Raw genomic sequence first — 17373 nt, forward strand, 5'->3', positions numbered from 1 at the left:
CCAATGGGCCTGAAACCGGCGTCGCGCGTTCCGCCCTGACGGACGCACAGGGTCCTGTCCGGGGTCGCACGGTTACCGGCCGATGGCGCGGTCAATTGCCTTCTAAACCGCTTCCGGCTACTCGTCTATGAAGAAGCCCCAGCCGTGGGGAATTTGTTCGGAAGTTTTCGCCTGATGGCCCTCTCTCTTGTGGTGGACGCGCTGAGCCTGAAAAAAGGCTACCGCCATCTGATCAATGACTTGTCGTTTTTTGTCGCTCCGGGTGAGTGCGTCGCCCTCACCGGGGCCAATGGGGTGGGCAAGACGACGCTGCTGCGCACACTGGCCGGATTTATCCGCCCCGACGGCGGCCGCGCGCGCTATGTGGACGGCGTTGATCCGGAAGAGTCAGTGGCGGCGCAGGCGCATTATCTCGGTCACGCCGAAGCCCTGTCGCCCGGGCGTCTGGCCGGGGCGGAACTGGACTTTCAGCGCGCCTTTCTGGGGGGCACGGCGGCGGGACAGGCCGAGGCGATCCGGCGGCTGAACCTGTCGCCTCTGCTGGAGCTGGAAACACGGATGCTGTCGGCGGGGCAGAAGCGGCGACTGTCCTGCGCGCGGCTGATCATGGCCAGGCGGCCCGTCTGGCTGCTTGATGAGCCCATGTCGCCGCTCGACACCGAACACCGGGCGAAGCTGGCCGAACTGATGCAGTCGCATCTGAGCGAGGGGGGGCTGATTGTCTGCGCCGTGCATGATCCGCTGCCGTTTGAGGTGCGGGAACTGCGCCTGATGGCACCGGCGATGGAGACGGTCTATGGGTGAGTATGTTATCTCTCCTCCCTTGCAAGCCTTTGGGCGCAGCGGGGGAGGTGGCACAGCTTGTCTGCGCCGGAGGGGGCATTCGATCGGTGACGCCCTCTCCATCCCTTCGGGGTCTCCCTCCCCCGCTACGCAGGGGAGGAGAAACAGATGACGCCCTCTTCTTCCCTTGCCCTGTTGAGGCGCGATCTGGGTCTGTCTCTGGCGCGCGGCGGTGGGCCGGTGCTGGCCGCCGGATTCTTTCTGACCCTGATGGCCATGGTGCCGCTCAGCCTCGGCCCGGAGGCGCAAACCTTGTCGAAGATCGCGCCCGGCCTGACCTGGCTGTGTCTGGCGCTGGCCTCGCTTCTGTCGCTGGAACGGCTGTTTGAGCGCGATTACGAAGACGGGGTGTTCGACCTGTTGCGCACCGGGCCGCTGGCGCTCGAATGGGTGGCCTTTCTCAAATGTCTGGCGCAATGGCTCGGCACAGGTCTGATCCTGTCACTGATGACGCCGGTGGTGATGATCCTGCTGGGTGCGCCCGTGGGCGTGGCCGGTTGGGCGCTGGTGGCGGCCCTGATCGGTTCGTTCAGCTTTGCCCTGATCGGTGGGGCAGGGGCGTCTCTCACTCTGGGGTCGCGTAAAGGCGGTGTGCTGATCGCCCTGCTGGTCCTGCCCTTCTATGTGCCGCCGGTTATTTTCGGCGCGGGCCTGATGCAGGCCTTCGTGACCGGCGCACCCGTGTCCCAGGCGCTCAGCCTACTCTGCGCCTACGGCCTGTTTGCGCTGGCGCTGGGCCCCATCGCCATGGGCGCGGCGCTACGCAGTGCGTTAAATTGACAGACTTGTCGCTCTACGTGAAACCGCCTATGTGAGACACTCATGATCATCAGCTGGCTGGCCAATCCGGAACGTTTCTCGAAGGTGTTTGCGCCCGTGCGCCCGTGGGTGGCGGGGCTTAGCCTCGTCCTGTTTGTGTGGGGGCTTTATCTCTGCTTCGTCTCGCCCGAAGACTATCAGCAGGGCGACACGGTGCGCATCATGTATATCCACGTCCCGGCGGCGTGGATGGCGCTGTTTACCTATCTTGTGATGGGCGTAGCGAGCTTCTTCGGTCTGATCTTCCGTCACGCTCTGGCCGATGCCGCCGCCAAGGCCGCTGCCCCCATCGGTGCGGTGTTTACCGCACTGGCCCTGATCACCGGCTCCTTGTGGGGCAAGCCCATGTGGGGCACCTGGTGGGAATGGGACGGGCGCATGACCTCGGTTCTGGTGCTGTTCCTTTTCTATATCGGCTATATCGCCTTGCACGCCTCGATCGAGGATGAACAGCGGGCGGCCAGATCGACGGCCATTCTGGCCCTGATCGGCCTGATCAACCTGCCCATCATCAAGTTTTCAGTCGATTGGTGGAACACCCTGCATCAGGGGGCCTCGGTCTTCCGGCCGGGCGGCCCCACCGTCGCCCCGGCCATGCTGTGGCCGCTGCTGATGATGGCGCTGGCCTATAAGGCGCTGTTCGTGTGGTTGTGGCTGATCCGCATCGACACGGAAATCCTGAGCCGCAAATATAACGGCCTGCGGGCGCGTCTCGGCTTCCGTGAAGGAGGGGCCTGATGGATCTGAATATGGGCAAATATGCCTTTTTCGTCTGGGGCAGCTACGGCGTGACGGCGCTGGCCCTGCTCAGCCTGACCGTGTTGAGCGTGCGCGCGCATCGTGAACGCGCGAGGAAGCTCAGAGCGTTGCAGGAGACCTTGGCTGCCGAAAAGGCCCAGAAGGTGGACGCATGAAGCGCCTTCTGCTGGCCGCGCCTCTGGTCCTGCTGGTGGGGCTTCTCGCCGTGCTCGGCTGGTACAATTTCCATAAAAAAACCGACTACGCCCCGGCGGAACTGGTCGGCAAGCCGCTGCCGGCGCGCCAACTAACCGATCTTTACGACGGGTCTCTGGTCTCTTTGCCGGCGATCGCGCGCGCGTCGGGGAAGCCGGTACTGGTCAATGTCTTCGCCTCATGGTGTACGCCGTGTCTGGCCGAGCATCCCTATCTGATGGATCTGAAGGCCAAGGGCGTCATCATTATTGGCATCGATCATAAGGACACGCCGATCAACGGGCTGAGCTTTATCGAAAAGCACGGCAACCCCTACGCGCGCATACTGTCCGACGAAGACGGGCAGATGGGGCTTGATCTGGGGATTTCAGGCGTGCCGGAGACCTTTATTGTCGGCGCGAACGGCGTGGTTATTGACAAGATTACCGGCCCCATCGTGCCGGAAACCGTGCCTGCGGTGCATAAGTCTGTCAGCGAAGGGACCAAGCTGCCTTAAACTATACCTCCCCGGCTATGCCGGAGAGGGGGACCGCATGAGACTGCCCCAAGGCAGGCGAGATGTATCTTACCATCACCGGCGCGGTATAGGCAGGCTCACACCCCCTGCGAGGCGCGGAAGGGGTCCATGGCATACACGCCCAGCAGTTCCACCTCTTCGGCGAAGAAGGCCAGTTCCTCAAAGGCCAGTTTCAGCAGACGGTCGCCGGGACGGCCTTCGACCTCGGCATAGAAGAAGGTCGAGGCAAAGATGCCGTCGCGGATATAGCTTTCCAGCCGGATCATATTGATCCCGTTGGTGGCAAAGCCACCCAACGCCTTATACAGCGCCGCCGGGATGTTGCGCACACCAAACACAAAGCTGGTCAGGACGCGCTCGGCCTCTGCGGGGTCAGACACTTCGGCCTGCGCGCTGAGGACCAGAAAGCGCGTGGTGTTATTGTGCGCGTCTTCCAGATTGCGGCGCAGGATTTTCAGGCCATAAAGTTCCGCTGCGATTTCCGGTGCGATGGCGGCACGCTCGCGCTCCTGCGTCTCGCTGAGGCGGCGGGCCGCGCCGGCGGTATCGTGATAGATTTCTGGGCGGATACCCAAAGCGTTCAAAGAGTTGCGGCACTGCATCAGGGCCATGGTGTGCGAAAAGGCCACCTTTATATCCGACAGTTCGGCGTCGGGCGTGCCCATCAGGGTCATTTCGATGGGCAGGAAGCGCTCGCCGATGATCTTCAGACCCGAATGCGGCAGGAGGTGGTGCACGTCGGCCACCCGCCCGGCGAGCGCGTTTTCGACCGGGATCATGCCCAGAGTGCACTCGCCCGCCGCCACCGCTGCAAAGGCCGCCTCAAAGGTCGGGAAGGCGGTCGGCGTATAATCGGGGAACCAGCGGCGGCAGGCTTGATGGCTGAAGGCGCCGGGTTCGCCCTGATAGGCGATCTTTCGGGAAGCGGTCATGGCAGAGAGACCCTGAGCAACAGAAAGCGCTGTCTGTGCCTGTCTTTCCGCCGTTTTTCAAGGGTTCCGGCGTAAAGCCTCATGTCAAAAAGCGAAAGGCAGTTTTTGAAATACAGACGGCGAAACAAGAAATTAGAGCGAAATATCCCTTCACCTTGAAGTCATTTCCATCTAGCGCTGGAAATAGGGCGCGATTTGGCTTAGAGGCAAACGGGTGCGCAGGCGGCTTTGGTCGCTCTGCGACGATTTGACACAGAAGCCCTGAGGACGCTTTGCCGCGCGAAAGGCGGCTTGCCTAATGAGGCCTTTTCGTGTCAGAGAACAGGTATAAAGGGCTGCTACCCGGCATTGACCCCACTGGGTCCTCCGGTCAAATAGGCGGCTGAACGCTGGGATATAGAGTCGGGACGTCAGAGGCGGCATGAGCGGTAATCTTCAGTTTAACAAGATCATGGCAGCGGGCCTTACGGCCGCGCTGGTTATCGTTGTCGCGCGCGTCGGGGTCGATGCGCTTTACCACACCGAGCCGCCGGCAAAGCCTGGCTACGCCGTCGAAGTGGCCGAAGCGCCGGCCGGTGGCGGGGCTGCTGTAGTTGAAGTCGATCCGGACTGGGGCACAGTGCTGCCGACCGCCGATGTGGCCGCCGGTGAAAAGGTCTTCGGCAAGTGCGTATCGTGCCACAATGTCGAGCCGGCCAATGCCAATATGACGGGGCCGGGCCTGTGGGGCGTCGTGGGCCGTGCGACGGCCTCGCATCCGGGCTTTGCCTATTCTGATGGCATGAAGGCGCACGCCGCCGAAGCGCCGACCTGGACCTACGATCAGCTTTATCACTTCCTCGCCAACCCGGCGAAGTGGGTCAAGGGCACCAAGATGGGCTTTGCCGGTATCAAGAAGCCGGAAGAACGCATTGCCCTGATCGCCTATCTGCATTCCAAGGGTTCGACCCTGGCGATCCCCGCCCCCGATCCGTCGCGTCAGCCGGGCGCGGCCCCGGCCGCCGGTACCGCTCCGACTCAGCCCGCGCCCAAAGAAGGCGCGGTGGCGACGCCGCCAAGCGGTTCGACCGCCGGGGGGCCGTTGCCCACAGGGCCGGCTTCGGCCTCTGCGGCAGCCGCCCCGGCGAAGTAATCTGAACATAGAAAAACCCGCCGGAGACGGCGGGTTTTTTTGCATCAGACTTTTGATTTCTTACAGACGGCGGAAGGCGATCGGCCGTCCGACGCCCGCCGCTTCGATACGATTAACCGCTTCACGCAGCGGCTCGATGACCGTCTTCATATGGTGGCCGTTGGCGTGGATGATGTGGTCTTCGTCGCGCATAATGGCGACGTGGCCCTTCCAGAACACCAGATCGCCGCGATAGAGCCCTTTCAGGTCGCTTCCGATCTCCAGTGCCTCGCCCATTTGCGACTGCATATCCGAATCGCGCGGGCAGGCCTGACCGATCGCGTACAGCGCCTGCTGCACCAGACCGGAGCAGTCGAGGCCTTCGCTTTCACGGCCACCCCACTGATAGGGCGCATTGAGATAGGTTTCGGCGACGCTGACATAGTCGTGGCCGAAGTCCGTAAAGTCGGAGAGGTGGGCGCGGTAGATCCAGCCCAGATCATTGACCTGAGCGTAATTGCCGTCTTCGCCGATCACGCTCACCAGCGCGTTGCGGCTAAGCGCGCAGACGATAGGTGATTTGAGGTTCGGCTCGGCAAACACATAGCTGCGCAGGGTCGAAACGTAATGGGTGGGGACGTACCAGTCGCGCGACAGATCGGCTTCGCGCACATAGCCGCAATAGCCGTCACGCAGGGCCTGACCCCACACATAGTCGCGGGAACGTTCGATGACGCGGAAGCGCTCACCGAACAGAATTTGATCCAGTTGCTCGGCGCTGTCGCTGGGAGCGGCGCGGATGGCACTGACCGGTGCGGCGCAGGCTAGAGTTTCGCCAACGACAAAGGTTTCGGCGCGCATCAGCCCCTGAAGGCGCTGATCGGCCTTGCCGTCCTTGAACGGCGTCATGCGCGGGTCGAAATCGTCGTGGGCCATTCTGCTGCCTCTAACTCACCATCATGCCTCTTCACCTGCTTAACCTTCGTAAAAAAGTCTTAACAGAGAAAGGCTTAGAGCAATACCATAGCGCAAAGATGCGAATGTGGAGTTAATGGCACGTGCGTCAGGGCGGAGATTATCAAAGCCCCCTGATCAGGCGGAAGACAGCGCGCAGGGTCTGGGCCTCGGCCCCGACGGGGAAGCCCGGACGCCCGCGCGGGTTCCAGGCATAGAGGTCGAAGTGCACCCACGCTCCGGCCGTAGGCGCGAATTTTTGCAGAAAAAGGGCGGCTGTGACCGAACCGGCCTGCGCCCAGCCCTGCGGATCATTGCGCAGATCGGCGATGTCTGAGTCCAGCGAGTCGCGATACCCGGCCCAAAGCGGCATCCGCCACAGCGGGTCGTGTTCGGCAATGGCTGCTACCTCCAGCCGACGCGCTATCTCTTCGTCATCGGTGTAAAAGGGGATGACTTCAGGCCCCAGCGCTACGCGTGCGGCTCCGGTCAGGGTGGCGAAATCAAGCGTCAGATCGGGCGACAGTTCCGCCGCCCGCGTCAGGGCGTCGGCCAGAATCAACCGCCCTTCGGCATCGGTATTTCCGACCTCAATCGACAGCCCCGCGCGCGAAGCAATAATGTCGCCCGGCCGGAAGGCGTCGCCGGAGATGGCGTTTTCGACGGCGCTGATCAAAACATGCAACCGCACGCGTAGATTGGCCCCCATGATCAGGCGGGCCAGACCAAGCACGTGAGCCGCCCCGCCCATATCCTTTTTCATCAGGGCCATGCCGGCTCCGCCCTTGATGTTCAGACCGCCGGTGTCAAATACCACGCCCTTGCCCACCAGCACGATGACCGGCTTGCGGACATCGGAAATATCCTCGACCTGCGGGGTCCAGTCGATTTCGATAAAGCGCGGGGCGCGGGCCTCGACCGCCGCTCGGCCCACAGCGTGCACCGCCGGGAAGTTTTCGCGCAGTAATGCATCACCGGTAATGACGCTGATCTGCGCGTTGAACTCTAAGGCCAGCGACCTCGCCGCCGCTTCAATCTCCGCGGGGCCCATATCATTGGCGGGCGTGTTGACCAGATCGCGCACCAGATCGTGTGCTGAAACCTCCAGCGCTATGGCGTCGCGCGCCTCAGCGTCGAGGTCGCCGGCATCCAGCCGCACCTCGTCGCGTAAGGCCTTGGCCGCCTTGTAGCGGTCAAAGACGTAAGCACCCAGTTGAAACGCCACATGGATGGACTTGCGATCCAGCCCCGCATCGGCCTTCAGCCGCCACACGCCGGACGGCAACTGTCCGGGCAAAGCGCGGAAGCACAGGGGATTATAGGTCTTGCGCACACCCAGACCGAACCACGCCGCCAGACCGCCCGTTACCGGCAGCACGACCAGCGCGCCCGCCTTGCCCGTAAAGCCGCGCGCTCGAAGGAAGGCTGCCTGCGTGACCTCAAGAGCCGCCAGCGCCGCCTCAACCTCGTCCTCAAACAGGCCAAAAATAACGTTTTGAGACTTGGCGGCGGGCGGGTTGGGCAGGGGTTTGGGCATCGCGATAATCTCGTCAGTACAGATTAGGTTTAACCATATATTTAGGGGTCTGAATCAAAGCTTAAAGTCTTATTTGTTTATGCGAGGCCAGAACGCCTCCGGCCGTCTCAGGGTGTGCCATGACACGTCTCGCCGTTCTGTTGCTTGCCGGCGGTTTGCTGGCCTTTCCCGCGCTCGCTGGCGAAGACACCAAGCCGGCGGACAAGCCGGGCCTGAAATCGGTGAAGGTGGTGGACACACCGGCAGCGCCAAAACCGGTCAGGGCCAGCAAGGCCGACCGCGAAGCCGCCATGCGTATGGACCCGCTGGGGCGGGCCGCCTTCTTCAACCGGGAATTTGCCAACGACCCGACCGACGTCGAGGCTGGACTGGCCCTGTCGGATGCCCAGCGCGCGCTGGGCAACCCCAAGGAAGCCGCCGATACGGCGCACCGCGTCCTGCTGTTCGCGCCGCAAAACTACGACGCCCTGCTGGCCGCGGCGCGTGGCCACATTGCTAACAACGACGCCTTCTACGCTATCGACCCGCTGCAAACCGCCACAACGCTCAAACCCAATGACTGGCGCGCCTGGTCGCTGCTGGGGGTAGCCTATGATCAGACCAAGCGCGGCGAAGAGGCCCTGACCATGTGGGACAAGGCGCTTAGCCTGTCGCCGGACAATCCGGCCGTCCTCACCAATCAGGCCATGTACAAGGCGGGCAACGGTGATCTGGCGCAGGCAGAAACGATCCTGCGCCGCGCCGTCACCCTGCCCGGTGCCTCCGTTCAGGTGCGTCAGAACCTGGCGCTGGTGCTGGGCATGCAGGGCAAGCTGGCCGAGGCGGAAAAACTGCTGCGGCAGGACCTGCCGCCGGATGTGGCGGATAAAAACCTCGCCTGGCTTCAGGCCTCGCTGAAACCCGCCGGTTCCGCCCCCCCGGCCCGCGACTGGAACAGCCTTAAAGGCGGATGATCTGTCAAACCGCGGCGCCCGTAAGAGGGATTGCGGGTTAAAATCCCAGAATGGGACTCCTGCGTCCCCTCTCGCCTGTGTTATGGTACACGCGCGTTGGGCGACTCACCCGCGCGGCCAATTATCCCCAGACGCGACATTGTGCCCACACAAGATGTAGATATTCATCTGGTGTTAACTACAAAGTGTGGTGATATGGCCCTCAGTTCAGTGTCGATTCGGAAGTCATGCCATGAGCCTCATCATCCCCGGTGCCCAGCCCAAGGCGGGCCTGCTTACCCCCTCTATTGCCTATAAGCCCTTTCGCTATCCGTGGGCCTTCGACTTCTGGCAAAAGCAGCAGCAGGTGCACTGGCTTCCCGAAGAAGTGCCGCTGGGTGAGGACGTCAAGGACTGGGCCTCGAAGCTGAACGACAATGAGCGCAACCTGCTGACCCAGATCTTTCGCTTCTTCACGCAGTCGGACATCGAGGTTCAGGACAACTACATGGAAAAATACGGTCGGGTGTTCAAGCCGACCGAAATCAAGATGATGCTGTCGGCCTTCGCCAATATGGAGACTGTGCACATCGCCGCCTACGCCCTGCTGCTTGAAACCATTGGCATGCCCGAAGCCGAATTTGGCGCGTTCATGGAATACGAGGCCATGCGCGACAAGCACAACTTCATGCAGAAGTTTGGCGTCGATACGGATGCCGATATCTGCCGCACGCTCGCCATGTTCGGCGGCTTTACCGAAGGCCTGCAACTGTTTGCCTCCTTCGCCATGCTGATGAACTTCCCGCGCTTCAATAAGATGAAGGGGATGGGGCAGATCGTCTCGTGGTCGGTGCGCGACGAAAGCCTGCACTGCGAAGGCATCATCAAGCTCTACCATGCCTTTAACAAGGAAACCGGCGCGGTGACCAAATCCGTGGCCGACGACATCGTCGATTGCTGCAAGACCGTGGTCGGCCTCGAAGACAAGTTCATCGATCTGTCGTTCGAAATGGGCCCGGTTGAGGGTATGACGCCGGACGATATCAAGCAGTATATCCGCTACATTGCCGACTGGCGTCTGCGCCAGCTGGAACTGCCCGAAGTGTTCGGCGTGCAGGAAAACCCGCTGCCGTGGCTCCAGGTTCTGCTGTCAGGCGTCGAGCACGCCAACTTCTTCGAAGCCCGCGCCACCGAATACTCCAAGGCCGCGACCAAGGGCTCGTGGACCGGCGGCGAAGGCGTTTGGGACGCCTTTGATACCCTGCTCAAAAAGCGCTCGGAAGCCACCCGCGGTGTGAATGTGTAAGGGATAAAGATTTGGGGCCACAGGCCCCAAACCCCATATGTTTAAAGCGCTCCATGGGTTTTCAATGGAGCGTTTTTTTATTGGTGGTGGGGGGACCCACTCGTCTATTTAAACAACTCTCGTTCCCCTGCGATGACCTTGTCATAGCCAAACACGATGTCGGCGTCGGGAGCGGGCACGTCGAGGGAGTAGGCGGGACAGCCGAGGATGTGAAGAATGTGGCGGATCGTGTTAAGGCGGGCATCCTTCTTCTTATCGGTTTTGACGCAGGTCCAGGGACCGCCCGCATGGTGTGAACGGCGCAGCATCTCGTCACGCGCAGCGGAATAGGCGTCCCACTTTTCCTGAGCCACCGCATCGAGTGGTGACACCTTCAGGCGTTTCAGCGGGTCGGCGCGACGGTCGTCCAACCGGGCCTTCTGTTCTTTCTTCGAGATATCCAGCCACAGCTTGATCAGTATGATACCGGCGTCATCGAGCATGGTTTCGAACGGCGTCACATCGCGCAGGAATATCTCCTGCTCCTGTGGCGTGGAAAAGCCCATTACCTTTTCGACCCCCGCGCGATTGTACCAGGAGCGATTGAAGATCACCCACTCCCCCGCGGCCGGCAGGTGTTCGGCATAGCGCTGAAACCACCATTGGCTCTTTTCGCGGTCAGAAGGCTTAGGCAGGGCGATGATACGCGTCTGACGTACCGACAGATGCTCAGTAATGCGCTTGATGGCGCCGTCTTTACCGGCGCTGTCGCGGCCTTCAAAGACGATGCAGATCTTCTTGCCTTCGGCCTGGGCCCAGATCTGGGCATCGACCAGAGCCACCTGTAAGCGGGCTAGCTCGGCTTCGTATTCGTCGTCGGTCATGCGCGCCTCTGCGTAAAGCACAAAGCGTCGCCTGAGACGACTAAAAATTCAATAGACGAAAAGACGCGCTTCAGCGGAATGCTTCCAAACGAAATCATCCCACTCTGAAACTAAGTTTGTCGCTATCGCTCCGGGCTCAGGCTACGCGGCGGTCATTGAGCACGATCAGGCGCGTATGGGCGCTGAGCACCTCGGTCTGCGAGTCCTCGATTTGGGCCGCGTGAAGGCTTAGCGGGCCCGCCAGCGGGGCCTTGATATCGAGCGGGTGGGTTTCGGCGAAGTGGGTTGGCCAGCCGCCGTGCAGGCCATAGATACCCGCGAAGCGATCCACTAGACCGTCGCTTCCACGCAGCGGGACCAGTATAAGTTCGGCGGTAAGGTCGCTCATGTCGAGTGGCACGCCAACTTTCAGACGCAGGGCCCCCTCACGCTGGCGCGCCAGGGTCAGGGCGGCCACGGTCAGGGCCTTGTGCGATTCGCCGAACAGATGGCTAATAGGGAGGCCCTTCAGGTGTGTACCGTGTAATCGTTCGACGCGCTCACCGACCAGACGAAAACGAAACCCGTCGCGCGCCGTGAGCAGGAAGACTGAAGGCAGGAGCGAGGTCAGTTGCACCGGATCGAAGGCCTTGCGCAGCGGCGTTTGACCGGCCTTGCGACGCAGCGCCTGCCAGTAGGAAAGAAACATCCCTGTGTCATTGTGAGCCATCGGGGCCTCCTTTGCGGCTGTCGCAGCAAAAAGTCGGCCTTTGGACGCCTTTGGCCCGGCAATAGGCACCTTTTTTGGAAAAAAGCCGATGACACGCCGCCTTAAGGGGGAAAGAGGTTCCCAGAGATGGGGCTACGCTTAATATTAGGGCAAGGTGGTTGTGCTAGGACACCAGGAACCTATTGTATCTCGTATCGTTTTTAGATTTGAAGGTCGCCCGGCTCCGGGTATTAGACTGAAGCGACCTTCGATTTTGCGATACCAGGGACTTTGGTGATCCGTGGCCTGACCCAGACGGTACGGAATTTGCTTTAGGTCTGACAGAACGGGTTTTCCTTGTGCCAGAGTGGCGCAATACCGGAAATCCTTGCGGACCACAGATCATCGAGCGGCAGCCCTGAACGGGCAGCCTGCCCCAGATATTCAGGAGCGTGATATGCGCGTTAGCTTTGCAAAAACATTTGCCGCCCTGCTGGGGCTCGGCATGATGATGACGGCCAGCGCGGCCCTGGCCGGCGCGGGCTGCAACAGCGGCTGCGCGCCGCCCCCGCCACCAAGCCCCCCGACCCATCCCGGCAAGCCTAACATGCCCTGCGGTGGCGGTTATTGCGGTGGCGGTGGTAATGTCAACGTCAATGTGAACGTGAATGCTAGCGCCAATGCTAATGCGCGCGCCTGGGGCCCCGGTGCCTTCAACGGTGCGGGCTCGGGGGCGGCCTATTATGGAGGCGGCTATGGCAACTGGTCGCAGGCTCAGGGCATTCCTTCGACCATGGGGCTGAACGTCGAAGGTGGCGAAATGCGCGCCATGGAGTCCTATCAGGCGTCGCGCAGCTCGACCCGCGTCATGATCATTGAGGCGGCGTGTATCGACGATAAGGGCGTTCCGCACCCGGCCTCTCAGGTCTTCGGCGGCAAGGACGTCGCCGGTGCCTATGCCGGTGAGGTCTATCGCTGCATAGCTGGGACTAAGATGCGTTACACGCTGCGCGACAAGGAAGGCGGCGAAGGCAAGTCCTATGACTGCCGCAAGGGCGAAGCCCTATGGCACGAAGGCGGCCAAGTGCGCTGCAAGGTGCAACTCGCTGCCCGCGACTGCAATGAACGCTCCTTGCTGCGCAAGTTCGGAGCCGGTATCAAGATACTGATGCTCACCACCACCGAAAACTATATGGCGCAACGCGAAGTCGCAAAGCAGTCCTCGGCTTCGTATTCTTCGACGATGGTGTTTGATGGCGGTGTTGGCGGATTTGTCCAATAAACGGCAGGAAAGACCAAATCGGTTGTAAACCCGGAAAAGCGACTGAAATCTTCAAAGCCCCGGTTCGTCAGAGCCGGGGCTTTTTGCATTAATATCTGGCTTGGGTTTCAGTCTTCAAGCCAAGTACGGTAAGGGCGTGGATAATCAAGAAGATGGTCACCGTCGCTGTCAGGAGCATGATGAAGCGCCACGGAATTAACCGCGGGTTTTCCTTACGCAGATCGGGCGGCTGCGCGCCCAGCCAGCCGGAAGCAACCGTCAGGGCGGCAAACAGGGTCAACAAGGTGAGGGTCAGGGGTAAGGACAGTTCCATGCCTGGCATATGGGGCCTGTTGACGATGGAAGCGCAAGAGGTGTTGCGTTTTTTTGTGGATAAGCGGTATGCAAGGGCTGGCTTCGCCAGAAAAGCGATTCGTTTCGGCGCGTCTTCCACAGAAGAATGGCGTTCTCCAAGATATTGGGGTTAACAAAAGGTTTACACCCCAGATGATGCGTATTAGCCTTTTTCGCAAAGGTTGATAGGGGATTCGGATGAGCGGCACGCCTTGGAGCGTAAAGGGCATCGACGCCAAGGCAAGGGAGGTGGCCAAGGAGCTGGCGCATCGTTCTGGCATGACGCTTGGTGAGTGGCTCAACCAGATGATTCTCAAGGGCGAAGACGTAGATGCCGCCATCCGGCGCGAGCGCCAGCGCACGGCTCGCTCAACAGCGCCGCGTACCCGTCGTGCCTCCGAGCCCGTCTATGCCGAAGATGCTTTCGAGGAAGATGTCTATGAGTTGCGCGATCCCGCGCCTCAGGCGGCGCCTCCTCGTCGTCCGGCGCCCTACTCCATGGCTGCCGAGCGTCAGCGGCGCGCCCCGGTGGCGCCTGCCTATTACGATGACGGCGCCCCTGCGCAAGGTCTGGGTGGGGATATTGGCAAGGTGACGAGAGTGCTGGAAACGCTCGGCTCGCGCATCGAAAACTCCGAAATGCGTTCGGCTTCGGCGGTGCGTGGCGTATCTCAGGCGGTCGAGGCCCTGCTCAATCGTCTGGAGCGTTCAGAAAGCGCTCTGGCGGACACGGTGGCGGAAACCGAAGCGCGTATGAGCGACAAGGCGCGCGAAGTGCTCGATACCGTGGCCGACTCGCGTGAGTGGCTGGCGCGCGGCGAGGCTGACCGGTCCGCCTTGTCTGAGCGTCTGGAAACCGCTGAGCGTCTGGTCGATGCGCAGGCGGAGCGCCTTGAAGGTCTGTCCGGCCATCTGCGCGAGGAGCGCGAGCGCGTCGCCCGACTTGAAAGCGAATTGAAGGCTAATCCGCCACAGGCCGCGTTCGAAAACGTCGAAGCGGCTGTGGGACGGCTGGCCAATCAGCTTTATGAAAATGATGTCCGCTCGCGCGATGCGCTTAAGGATGTGCGCGGCGATCTGGTTGGTCTCTCCCACCGCCTGAGCCAGCTTGAATTGCGCGATCCTGATGCCGCAGCACAGGCTGCAGTCGATCGCGTCGCGACACAGTTGTCGCAGCGTCTAGAGGCGGCTGAAGCGCGCACCGCCACCGCTATGCGCGGACTGGAACGGGCCTTCATGGCGCTGGATGAGCGTCTGAACCGTGCCGAAGCGCAGGGTGATGTTACCGATCCGGACTCCGTACACTCCCTGGGTCGTCTGACGGCGGACCTTACCCGTCGCGTGGAAGAATCGCGTTATGAAGTGATTCGACTGCTCGAAGACAGCCAGCAAAAGTCCGCCGAAGAAACGCTTGCCGCAGTTGAGGCGCGACTGGCGGCAGCCGAGTCCCGTCAGGCCCGCGCCATCGAAACGCTTGGGCAGGACGTCTTGAAGATTGCCGATAACCTCAACCGTAAGGTGGCGGCCGTGCAGAGGTCGGGTAATGACGCCGTTGCGCATGTGGCGGCGGATATGAAGCGTCTCAGCGATCGCGTTGATGCACGTTTTGAGGAGGCGGACACTACCCATGCCCGCGCTCTGGAGCGCCTGAGCGGCGAAATCGCGCGTATCTCCGAAAGTCTGACGCGCAAGATCGTCGAAACGGAAAAGCGCACGGCGCAGGCGCTGGAAGGCGTCGGCGAAGAGATGGATACCCGCCATCAGCGCGTCCATTCCGACATCGCTGAGCGCATCCGTCAGAGCGAGGAGCGCACCCAGAAGCTGCTCGAGGAAGCGCGCAGCAAGATCGACAGCCGTCTGGGGCAGGCCCAGACCCAGAGCCTGCTGCGCGAGGCCGAGCTCGAGGCCCCGCAGGCTCCGATTTATGCCCCGACGGAATTACAGCAAAAGCCGTTTTCGGCCTTTGAGCATGGCTTTGACGATGAGGTTGTTCAAACGCCTGTCGCGCCTGCGAAGGCCCCAGAGACGGCCATCCGAGCCGAGGTGGTGCGCGACATTACGGATTCCGACATTACCGGTCGCCTGCTGGAACCGGTGACGCAGTTCGGTGCTGACCCGTTCGAAGATGATCCCTTTACGGATCTAGTAGAGCCGGCCCGTCCCGCGGATTCCGATCCCTTTGCCGAAGCCCTGATTGCGGAGACTCTCGCTCAGGATGCCTTGACTGAAGATGATGGTCTGGCAATGCAGGCCCCGCTTAAGCCGCGTGCCGAGCGCCAGACTGCGCCGATGGTCGATCCGTTTACAGACGAGTTTGATCTTGATCCGTTTGCCGAGGTCGAAGCTTCGCGAAAGGTCGCACCGGCCACGCTGACGGACGTTCCGGCCTATGAAGACGCCACGCCGCTGTCCACGCGCGATGCACTCGCCGCGGCCCGTGCGGCGGTGCGCGCCTCGATCGAAGGTGCAGACACCAGGAAGCCACTGGGCCTGAAACTGGGTGTGTCGCGCACCCGTGACGCGCTGCCCAAGACCGAAAAAGGCAAGGGAAAGACCTTGCTTAACGCTTTCAAGGCTTCCTCTATCGCCGTTGTTGTGACGGCGGGGGCGGTCGGTGGCTACTATGCGTTCCGCGAAAAGGAAGCCCCGGCACCGCAGAAGCCGGTTCTGGCGGCGACGGCCGTTGCCTCGCCTGCGGCCAAGCCGCTGACCACGCAGGATATGGGCCGCCTCAAGGCTATGTACGATTCCGCCGCTCTGGCGCTGAAATCGAACGACCCGAAGGCGGTTGATGCCATGCGTACAGTGGCTGATTTGGGCTATCCGGCGGCGCAGTACGAGATGAGCGTCCTGTACGACGAAGGCCGTGACGGCTTGGTCGTAACGGATAAGGCGCAGGCTCGTCGTTGGGCCGAACGCGCCGCGCAGGGCGGTCATCCGTCGGCCATGTATAATTTCGGCCTGATGAACTATAATGGTCAGGGCGGCCCGGTCGATTACAATGCGGCGGCCTCCTGGCTGCGCAAATCGGCCGAATATGGCGTTCGCGACGGCCAGTTCGGTATTGGTGTCATGTACATGCAGGGCACGGCTATTCCTGAGAACGCTCCCGAAGCCTATAAGTGGTTGTCGATTGCTGCGCGCAATGGCGACCGAGAGGCCGAATCCATGCTCAAGGATCTGCGCGGGCGTCTGAAGCCTGAGCAATTGGCGGCGGCGCAAGCCGCAGCGCAGGCCTACACGCCGCTGAAACCGAAAACAGACGACACCAGCTTAGCGACGCGTTAACCCTGCGGGGCCAATAAGATATGGCCCCCTCCCATGCGGTGTGACAGACTGTTCGCCGTCGGGCAGGGTGGCTATCAAAGAGGCTGTCACGTGGAAATCTACCTGCCCATCGCCGAGATGTCGGTGAATGTCTGGCTGATGGCTGGGCTGGGGGTGATTGTGGGGTTTTTGTCGGGTCTTTTTGGCGTGGGGGGCGGTTTCCTGATGGCCCCCGTGCTGGTGGCGCTGGGCATTCCGCCTTCGATTGCCGTTGCGTCACAGGCCGGGCACGTGCTGGCCACCTCGACCTCATCGGTTCTGAGCTATGGCCGCGAGGCCAGCGTGGATTACCGCATGGGCGGGGTCATGGCGGGCGGCGGTATCGCCGGGGCGATTGCGGGCGTCGAACTCTTCCGCCTGCTGCGCCTTTTGGGGCAGGCCGACCTAATGGTGGCCATTCTCTACCTGCTGCTACTCGGCACAATCGGCGGCATGATGCTCAATGAAAGCCTGCGAGCCTTGCTGCGGGCGCGCGATGGTCTGCCTGCCGAACGCCCAAAGGTTAAACGCCCCGGCTGGCTCTACGCTCTGCCCTACAAGATGCGATTTCCCGTGTCGGGCCTCTATATTTCGGTGATCCCACCCATAGCCATTGGTTTTGTCGTTGGTCTGCTGGCGGCGTTGATGGGGGTGGGCGGCGGTTTCCTAATTGTGCCGGCCATGATCTATCTGCTACGTATGAAGGCTTCGGCGGTAGTGGGCACCAGCCTGTTTCAGATCGTCATTACGACGCTGGTTACCATGATCCTTCAGGCGGTGCGCAACCATACCGTCGATGCCGTATTGGCGTTTATCCTGCTGATCGGCGGGGTGATCGGCGGGCAACTGGGGATTCGTGCCGCAACGCGCTTTCGGGCCGAACAGATGCGGGTGGTGCTGGCCATCATCATCCTGATGGCTGGTTTGCAAATGGGCTTCACCTTGTTTGTCCCGCCGGAAGACCCTTTCATTCTTGCCCCCACCAACGGATAGGGG

17 protein-coding genes are annotated in these 17373 nt (G+C 61.5%); 11 read left to right on the forward strand and 6 right to left on the reverse strand.

The window, feature by feature from the left end:
• Nucleotides 1–174: 174 nt before the first annotated feature.
• The 5 genes from ccmA to PQU94_RS02945 all read left to right on the forward strand — a co-directional run bounded on the left by ccmA (nt 175) and on the right by PQU94_RS02945 (nt 3112).
• A complete protein-coding gene (gene ccmA, locus PQU94_RS02925; RefSeq protein ID WP_272739983.1) occupies nt 175–804 on the forward strand; it encodes a heme ABC exporter ATP-binding protein CcmA in 630 nt (209 codons plus the stop codon).
• 147 nt (nt 805–951) lie between these two features.
• Nucleotides 952–1623 (forward strand): heme exporter protein CcmB, encoded by a 672-nt coding sequence (ccmB, locus tag PQU94_RS02930; protein ID WP_272739984.1) that lies wholly within the window; start codon nt 952–954, stop codon nt 1621–1623.
• 42 nt (nt 1624–1665) lie between these two features.
• On the forward strand, nt 1666–2400 hold the full coding sequence (locus PQU94_RS02935) for a heme ABC transporter permease (RefSeq protein ID WP_272739985.1): 735 nt from the start codon (nt 1666–1668) through the stop codon (nt 2398–2400).
• On the forward strand, nt 2400–2576 hold the full coding sequence (gene ccmD, locus PQU94_RS02940) for a heme exporter protein CcmD (protein WP_272739986.1): 177 nt from the start codon (nt 2400–2402) through the stop codon (nt 2574–2576). The genes PQU94_RS02935 and ccmD overlap by 1 nt, the downstream gene beginning before the upstream one ends.
• Nucleotides 2573–3112, forward strand: coding sequence for a DsbE family thiol:disulfide interchange protein (locus PQU94_RS02945; protein ID WP_272739987.1), 540 nt, complete (start codon nt 2573–2575; stop codon nt 3110–3112). The genes ccmD and PQU94_RS02945 overlap by 4 nt, the downstream gene beginning before the upstream one ends.
• A gap of 98 nt (nt 3113–3210) precedes the next feature.
• Here PQU94_RS02945 and PQU94_RS02950 read toward each other — a convergent pair whose 3' ends face one another.
• Nucleotides 3211–4065: a prephenate dehydratase gene (locus PQU94_RS02950; protein WP_272739988.1), complete on the reverse strand. Its 855-nt coding sequence runs from the start codon at nt 4063–4065 to the stop codon at nt 3211–3213.
• 421 nt (nt 4066–4486) lie between these two features.
• Between PQU94_RS02950 and PQU94_RS02955 the strand changes: the two genes are divergently transcribed.
• Nucleotides 4487–5197 carry a c-type cytochrome gene (locus tag PQU94_RS02955; RefSeq protein WP_272739989.1) on the forward strand — a complete coding sequence of 237 codons (711 nt, stop codon included), beginning with the start codon at nt 4487–4489 and terminating at the stop codon, nt 5195–5197.
• Between the two features lie 60 nt (nt 5198–5257).
• Here PQU94_RS02955 and PQU94_RS02960 read toward each other — a convergent pair whose 3' ends face one another.
• Nucleotides 5258–6112 carry a C40 family peptidase gene (locus PQU94_RS02960; protein ID WP_272739990.1) on the reverse strand — a complete coding sequence of 285 codons (855 nt, stop codon included), beginning with the start codon at nt 6110–6112 and terminating at the stop codon, nt 5258–5260.
• 142 nt (nt 6113–6254) lie between these two features.
• On the reverse strand, nt 6255–7667 hold the full coding sequence (locus PQU94_RS02965) for a leucyl aminopeptidase family protein (protein WP_272739991.1): 1413 nt from the start codon (nt 7665–7667) through the stop codon (nt 6255–6257).
• A 119-nt stretch (nt 7668–7786) separates the two neighbouring features.
• On the opposite strand from PQU94_RS02965, the gene PQU94_RS02970 reads away from it, so the two are divergent.
• Complete coding sequence (locus PQU94_RS02970; protein ID WP_272739992.1) at nt 7787–8620, forward strand: tetratricopeptide repeat protein; 834 nt, start codon at nt 7787–7789, stop codon at nt 8618–8620.
• A 232-nt stretch (nt 8621–8852) separates the two neighbouring features.
• Nucleotides 8853–9905 carry a ribonucleotide-diphosphate reductase subunit beta gene (locus PQU94_RS02975; RefSeq protein WP_272739993.1) on the forward strand — a complete coding sequence of 351 codons (1053 nt, stop codon included), beginning with the start codon at nt 8853–8855 and terminating at the stop codon, nt 9903–9905.
• 104 nt (nt 9906–10009) lie between these two features.
• Here PQU94_RS02975 and ppk2 read toward each other — a convergent pair whose 3' ends face one another.
• Nucleotides 10010–10768 (reverse strand): polyphosphate kinase 2, encoded by a 759-nt coding sequence (gene ppk2, locus PQU94_RS02980; protein WP_272739994.1) that lies wholly within the window; start codon nt 10766–10768, stop codon nt 10010–10012.
• Nucleotides 10769–10904: 136 nt separating this feature from the next.
• On the reverse strand, nt 10905–11477 hold the full coding sequence (locus PQU94_RS02985) for a PAS domain-containing protein (protein WP_272739995.1): 573 nt from the start codon (nt 11475–11477) through the stop codon (nt 10905–10907).
• Nucleotides 11478–11913: 436 nt separating this feature from the next.
• Between PQU94_RS02985 and PQU94_RS02990 the strand changes: the two genes are divergently transcribed.
• Entirely contained in the window at nt 11914–12738 is an 825-nt protein-coding gene (locus PQU94_RS02990; RefSeq protein WP_272739996.1) for a hypothetical protein, read from the forward strand.
• An 88-nt stretch (nt 12739–12826) separates the two neighbouring features.
• Here the strand turns inward: PQU94_RS02990 and PQU94_RS02995 are convergent, their stop codons facing one another.
• Entirely contained in the window at nt 12827–13171 is a 345-nt protein-coding gene (locus PQU94_RS02995) for a hypothetical protein (protein ID WP_272739997.1), read from the reverse strand.
• Between the two features lie 98 nt (nt 13172–13269).
• On the opposite strand from PQU94_RS02995, the gene PQU94_RS03000 reads away from it, so the two are divergent.
• Both PQU94_RS03000 and PQU94_RS03005 read left to right on the forward strand, forming a co-directional pair.
• Nucleotides 13270–16359 (forward strand): SEL1-like repeat protein, encoded by a 3090-nt coding sequence (locus PQU94_RS03000; RefSeq protein WP_272739998.1) that lies wholly within the window; start codon nt 13270–13272, stop codon nt 16357–16359.
• A 90-nt stretch (nt 16360–16449) separates the two neighbouring features.
• Nucleotides 16450–17370, forward strand: a complete 921-nt coding sequence (locus tag PQU94_RS03005; RefSeq protein WP_272739999.1) for a sulfite exporter TauE/SafE family protein — start codon at nt 16450–16452, stop codon at nt 17368–17370.
• Nucleotides 17371–17373: the final 3 nt, after the last annotated feature.

The organism is Asticcacaulis currens, assembly GCF_028550395.1.
Taxonomy (GTDB): Bacteria; Pseudomonadota; Alphaproteobacteria; order Caulobacterales; family Caulobacteraceae; genus Asticcacaulis; species Asticcacaulis currens.

Bases quoted from the DNA above. Each gene is read 5' to 3' on its own strand.
- ccmA (WP_272739983.1), top strand. From the start codon at position 175: ATGGCCCTCTCTCTTGTGGTGGACGCGCTGAGCCTGAAAAAAGGCTAC.
- ccmB (WP_272739984.1), top strand. From the start codon at position 952: ATGACGCCCTCTTCTTCCCTTGCCCTGTTGAGGCGCGATCTGGGTCTG.
- PQU94_RS02935 (WP_272739985.1), top strand. From the start codon at position 1,666: ATGATCATCAGCTGGCTGGCCAATCCGGAACGTTTCTCGAAGGTGTTT.
- ccmD (WP_272739986.1), top strand. From the start codon at position 2,400: ATGGATCTGAATATGGGCAAATATGCCTTTTTCGTCTGGGGCAGCTAC.
- PQU94_RS02945 (WP_272739987.1), top strand. From the start codon at position 2,573: ATGAAGCGCCTTCTGCTGGCCGCGCCTCTGGTCCTGCTGGTGGGGCTT.
- PQU94_RS02950 (WP_272739988.1), bottom strand. From the start codon at position 4,065: ATGACCGCTTCCCGAAAGATCGCCTATCAGGGCGAACCCGGCGCCTTC.
- PQU94_RS02955 (WP_272739989.1), top strand. From the start codon at position 4,487: ATGAGCGGTAATCTTCAGTTTAACAAGATCATGGCAGCGGGCCTTACG.
- PQU94_RS02960 (WP_272739990.1), bottom strand. From the start codon at position 6,112: ATGGCCCACGACGATTTCGACCCGCGCATGACGCCGTTCAAGGACGGC.
- PQU94_RS02965 (WP_272739991.1), bottom strand. From the start codon at position 7,667: ATGCCCAAACCCCTGCCCAACCCGCCCGCCGCCAAGTCTCAAAACGTT.
- PQU94_RS02970 (WP_272739992.1), top strand. From the start codon at position 7,787: ATGACACGTCTCGCCGTTCTGTTGCTTGCCGGCGGTTTGCTGGCCTTT.
- PQU94_RS02975 (WP_272739993.1), top strand. From the start codon at position 8,853: ATGAGCCTCATCATCCCCGGTGCCCAGCCCAAGGCGGGCCTGCTTACC.
- ppk2 (WP_272739994.1), bottom strand. From the start codon at position 10,768: ATGACCGACGACGAATACGAAGCCGAGCTAGCCCGCTTACAGGTGGCT.
- PQU94_RS02985 (WP_272739995.1), bottom strand. From the start codon at position 11,477: ATGGCTCACAATGACACAGGGATGTTTCTTTCCTACTGGCAGGCGCTG.
- PQU94_RS02990 (WP_272739996.1), top strand. From the start codon at position 11,914: ATGCGCGTTAGCTTTGCAAAAACATTTGCCGCCCTGCTGGGGCTCGGC.
- PQU94_RS03000 (WP_272739998.1), top strand. From the start codon at position 13,270: ATGAGCGGCACGCCTTGGAGCGTAAAGGGCATCGACGCCAAGGCAAGG.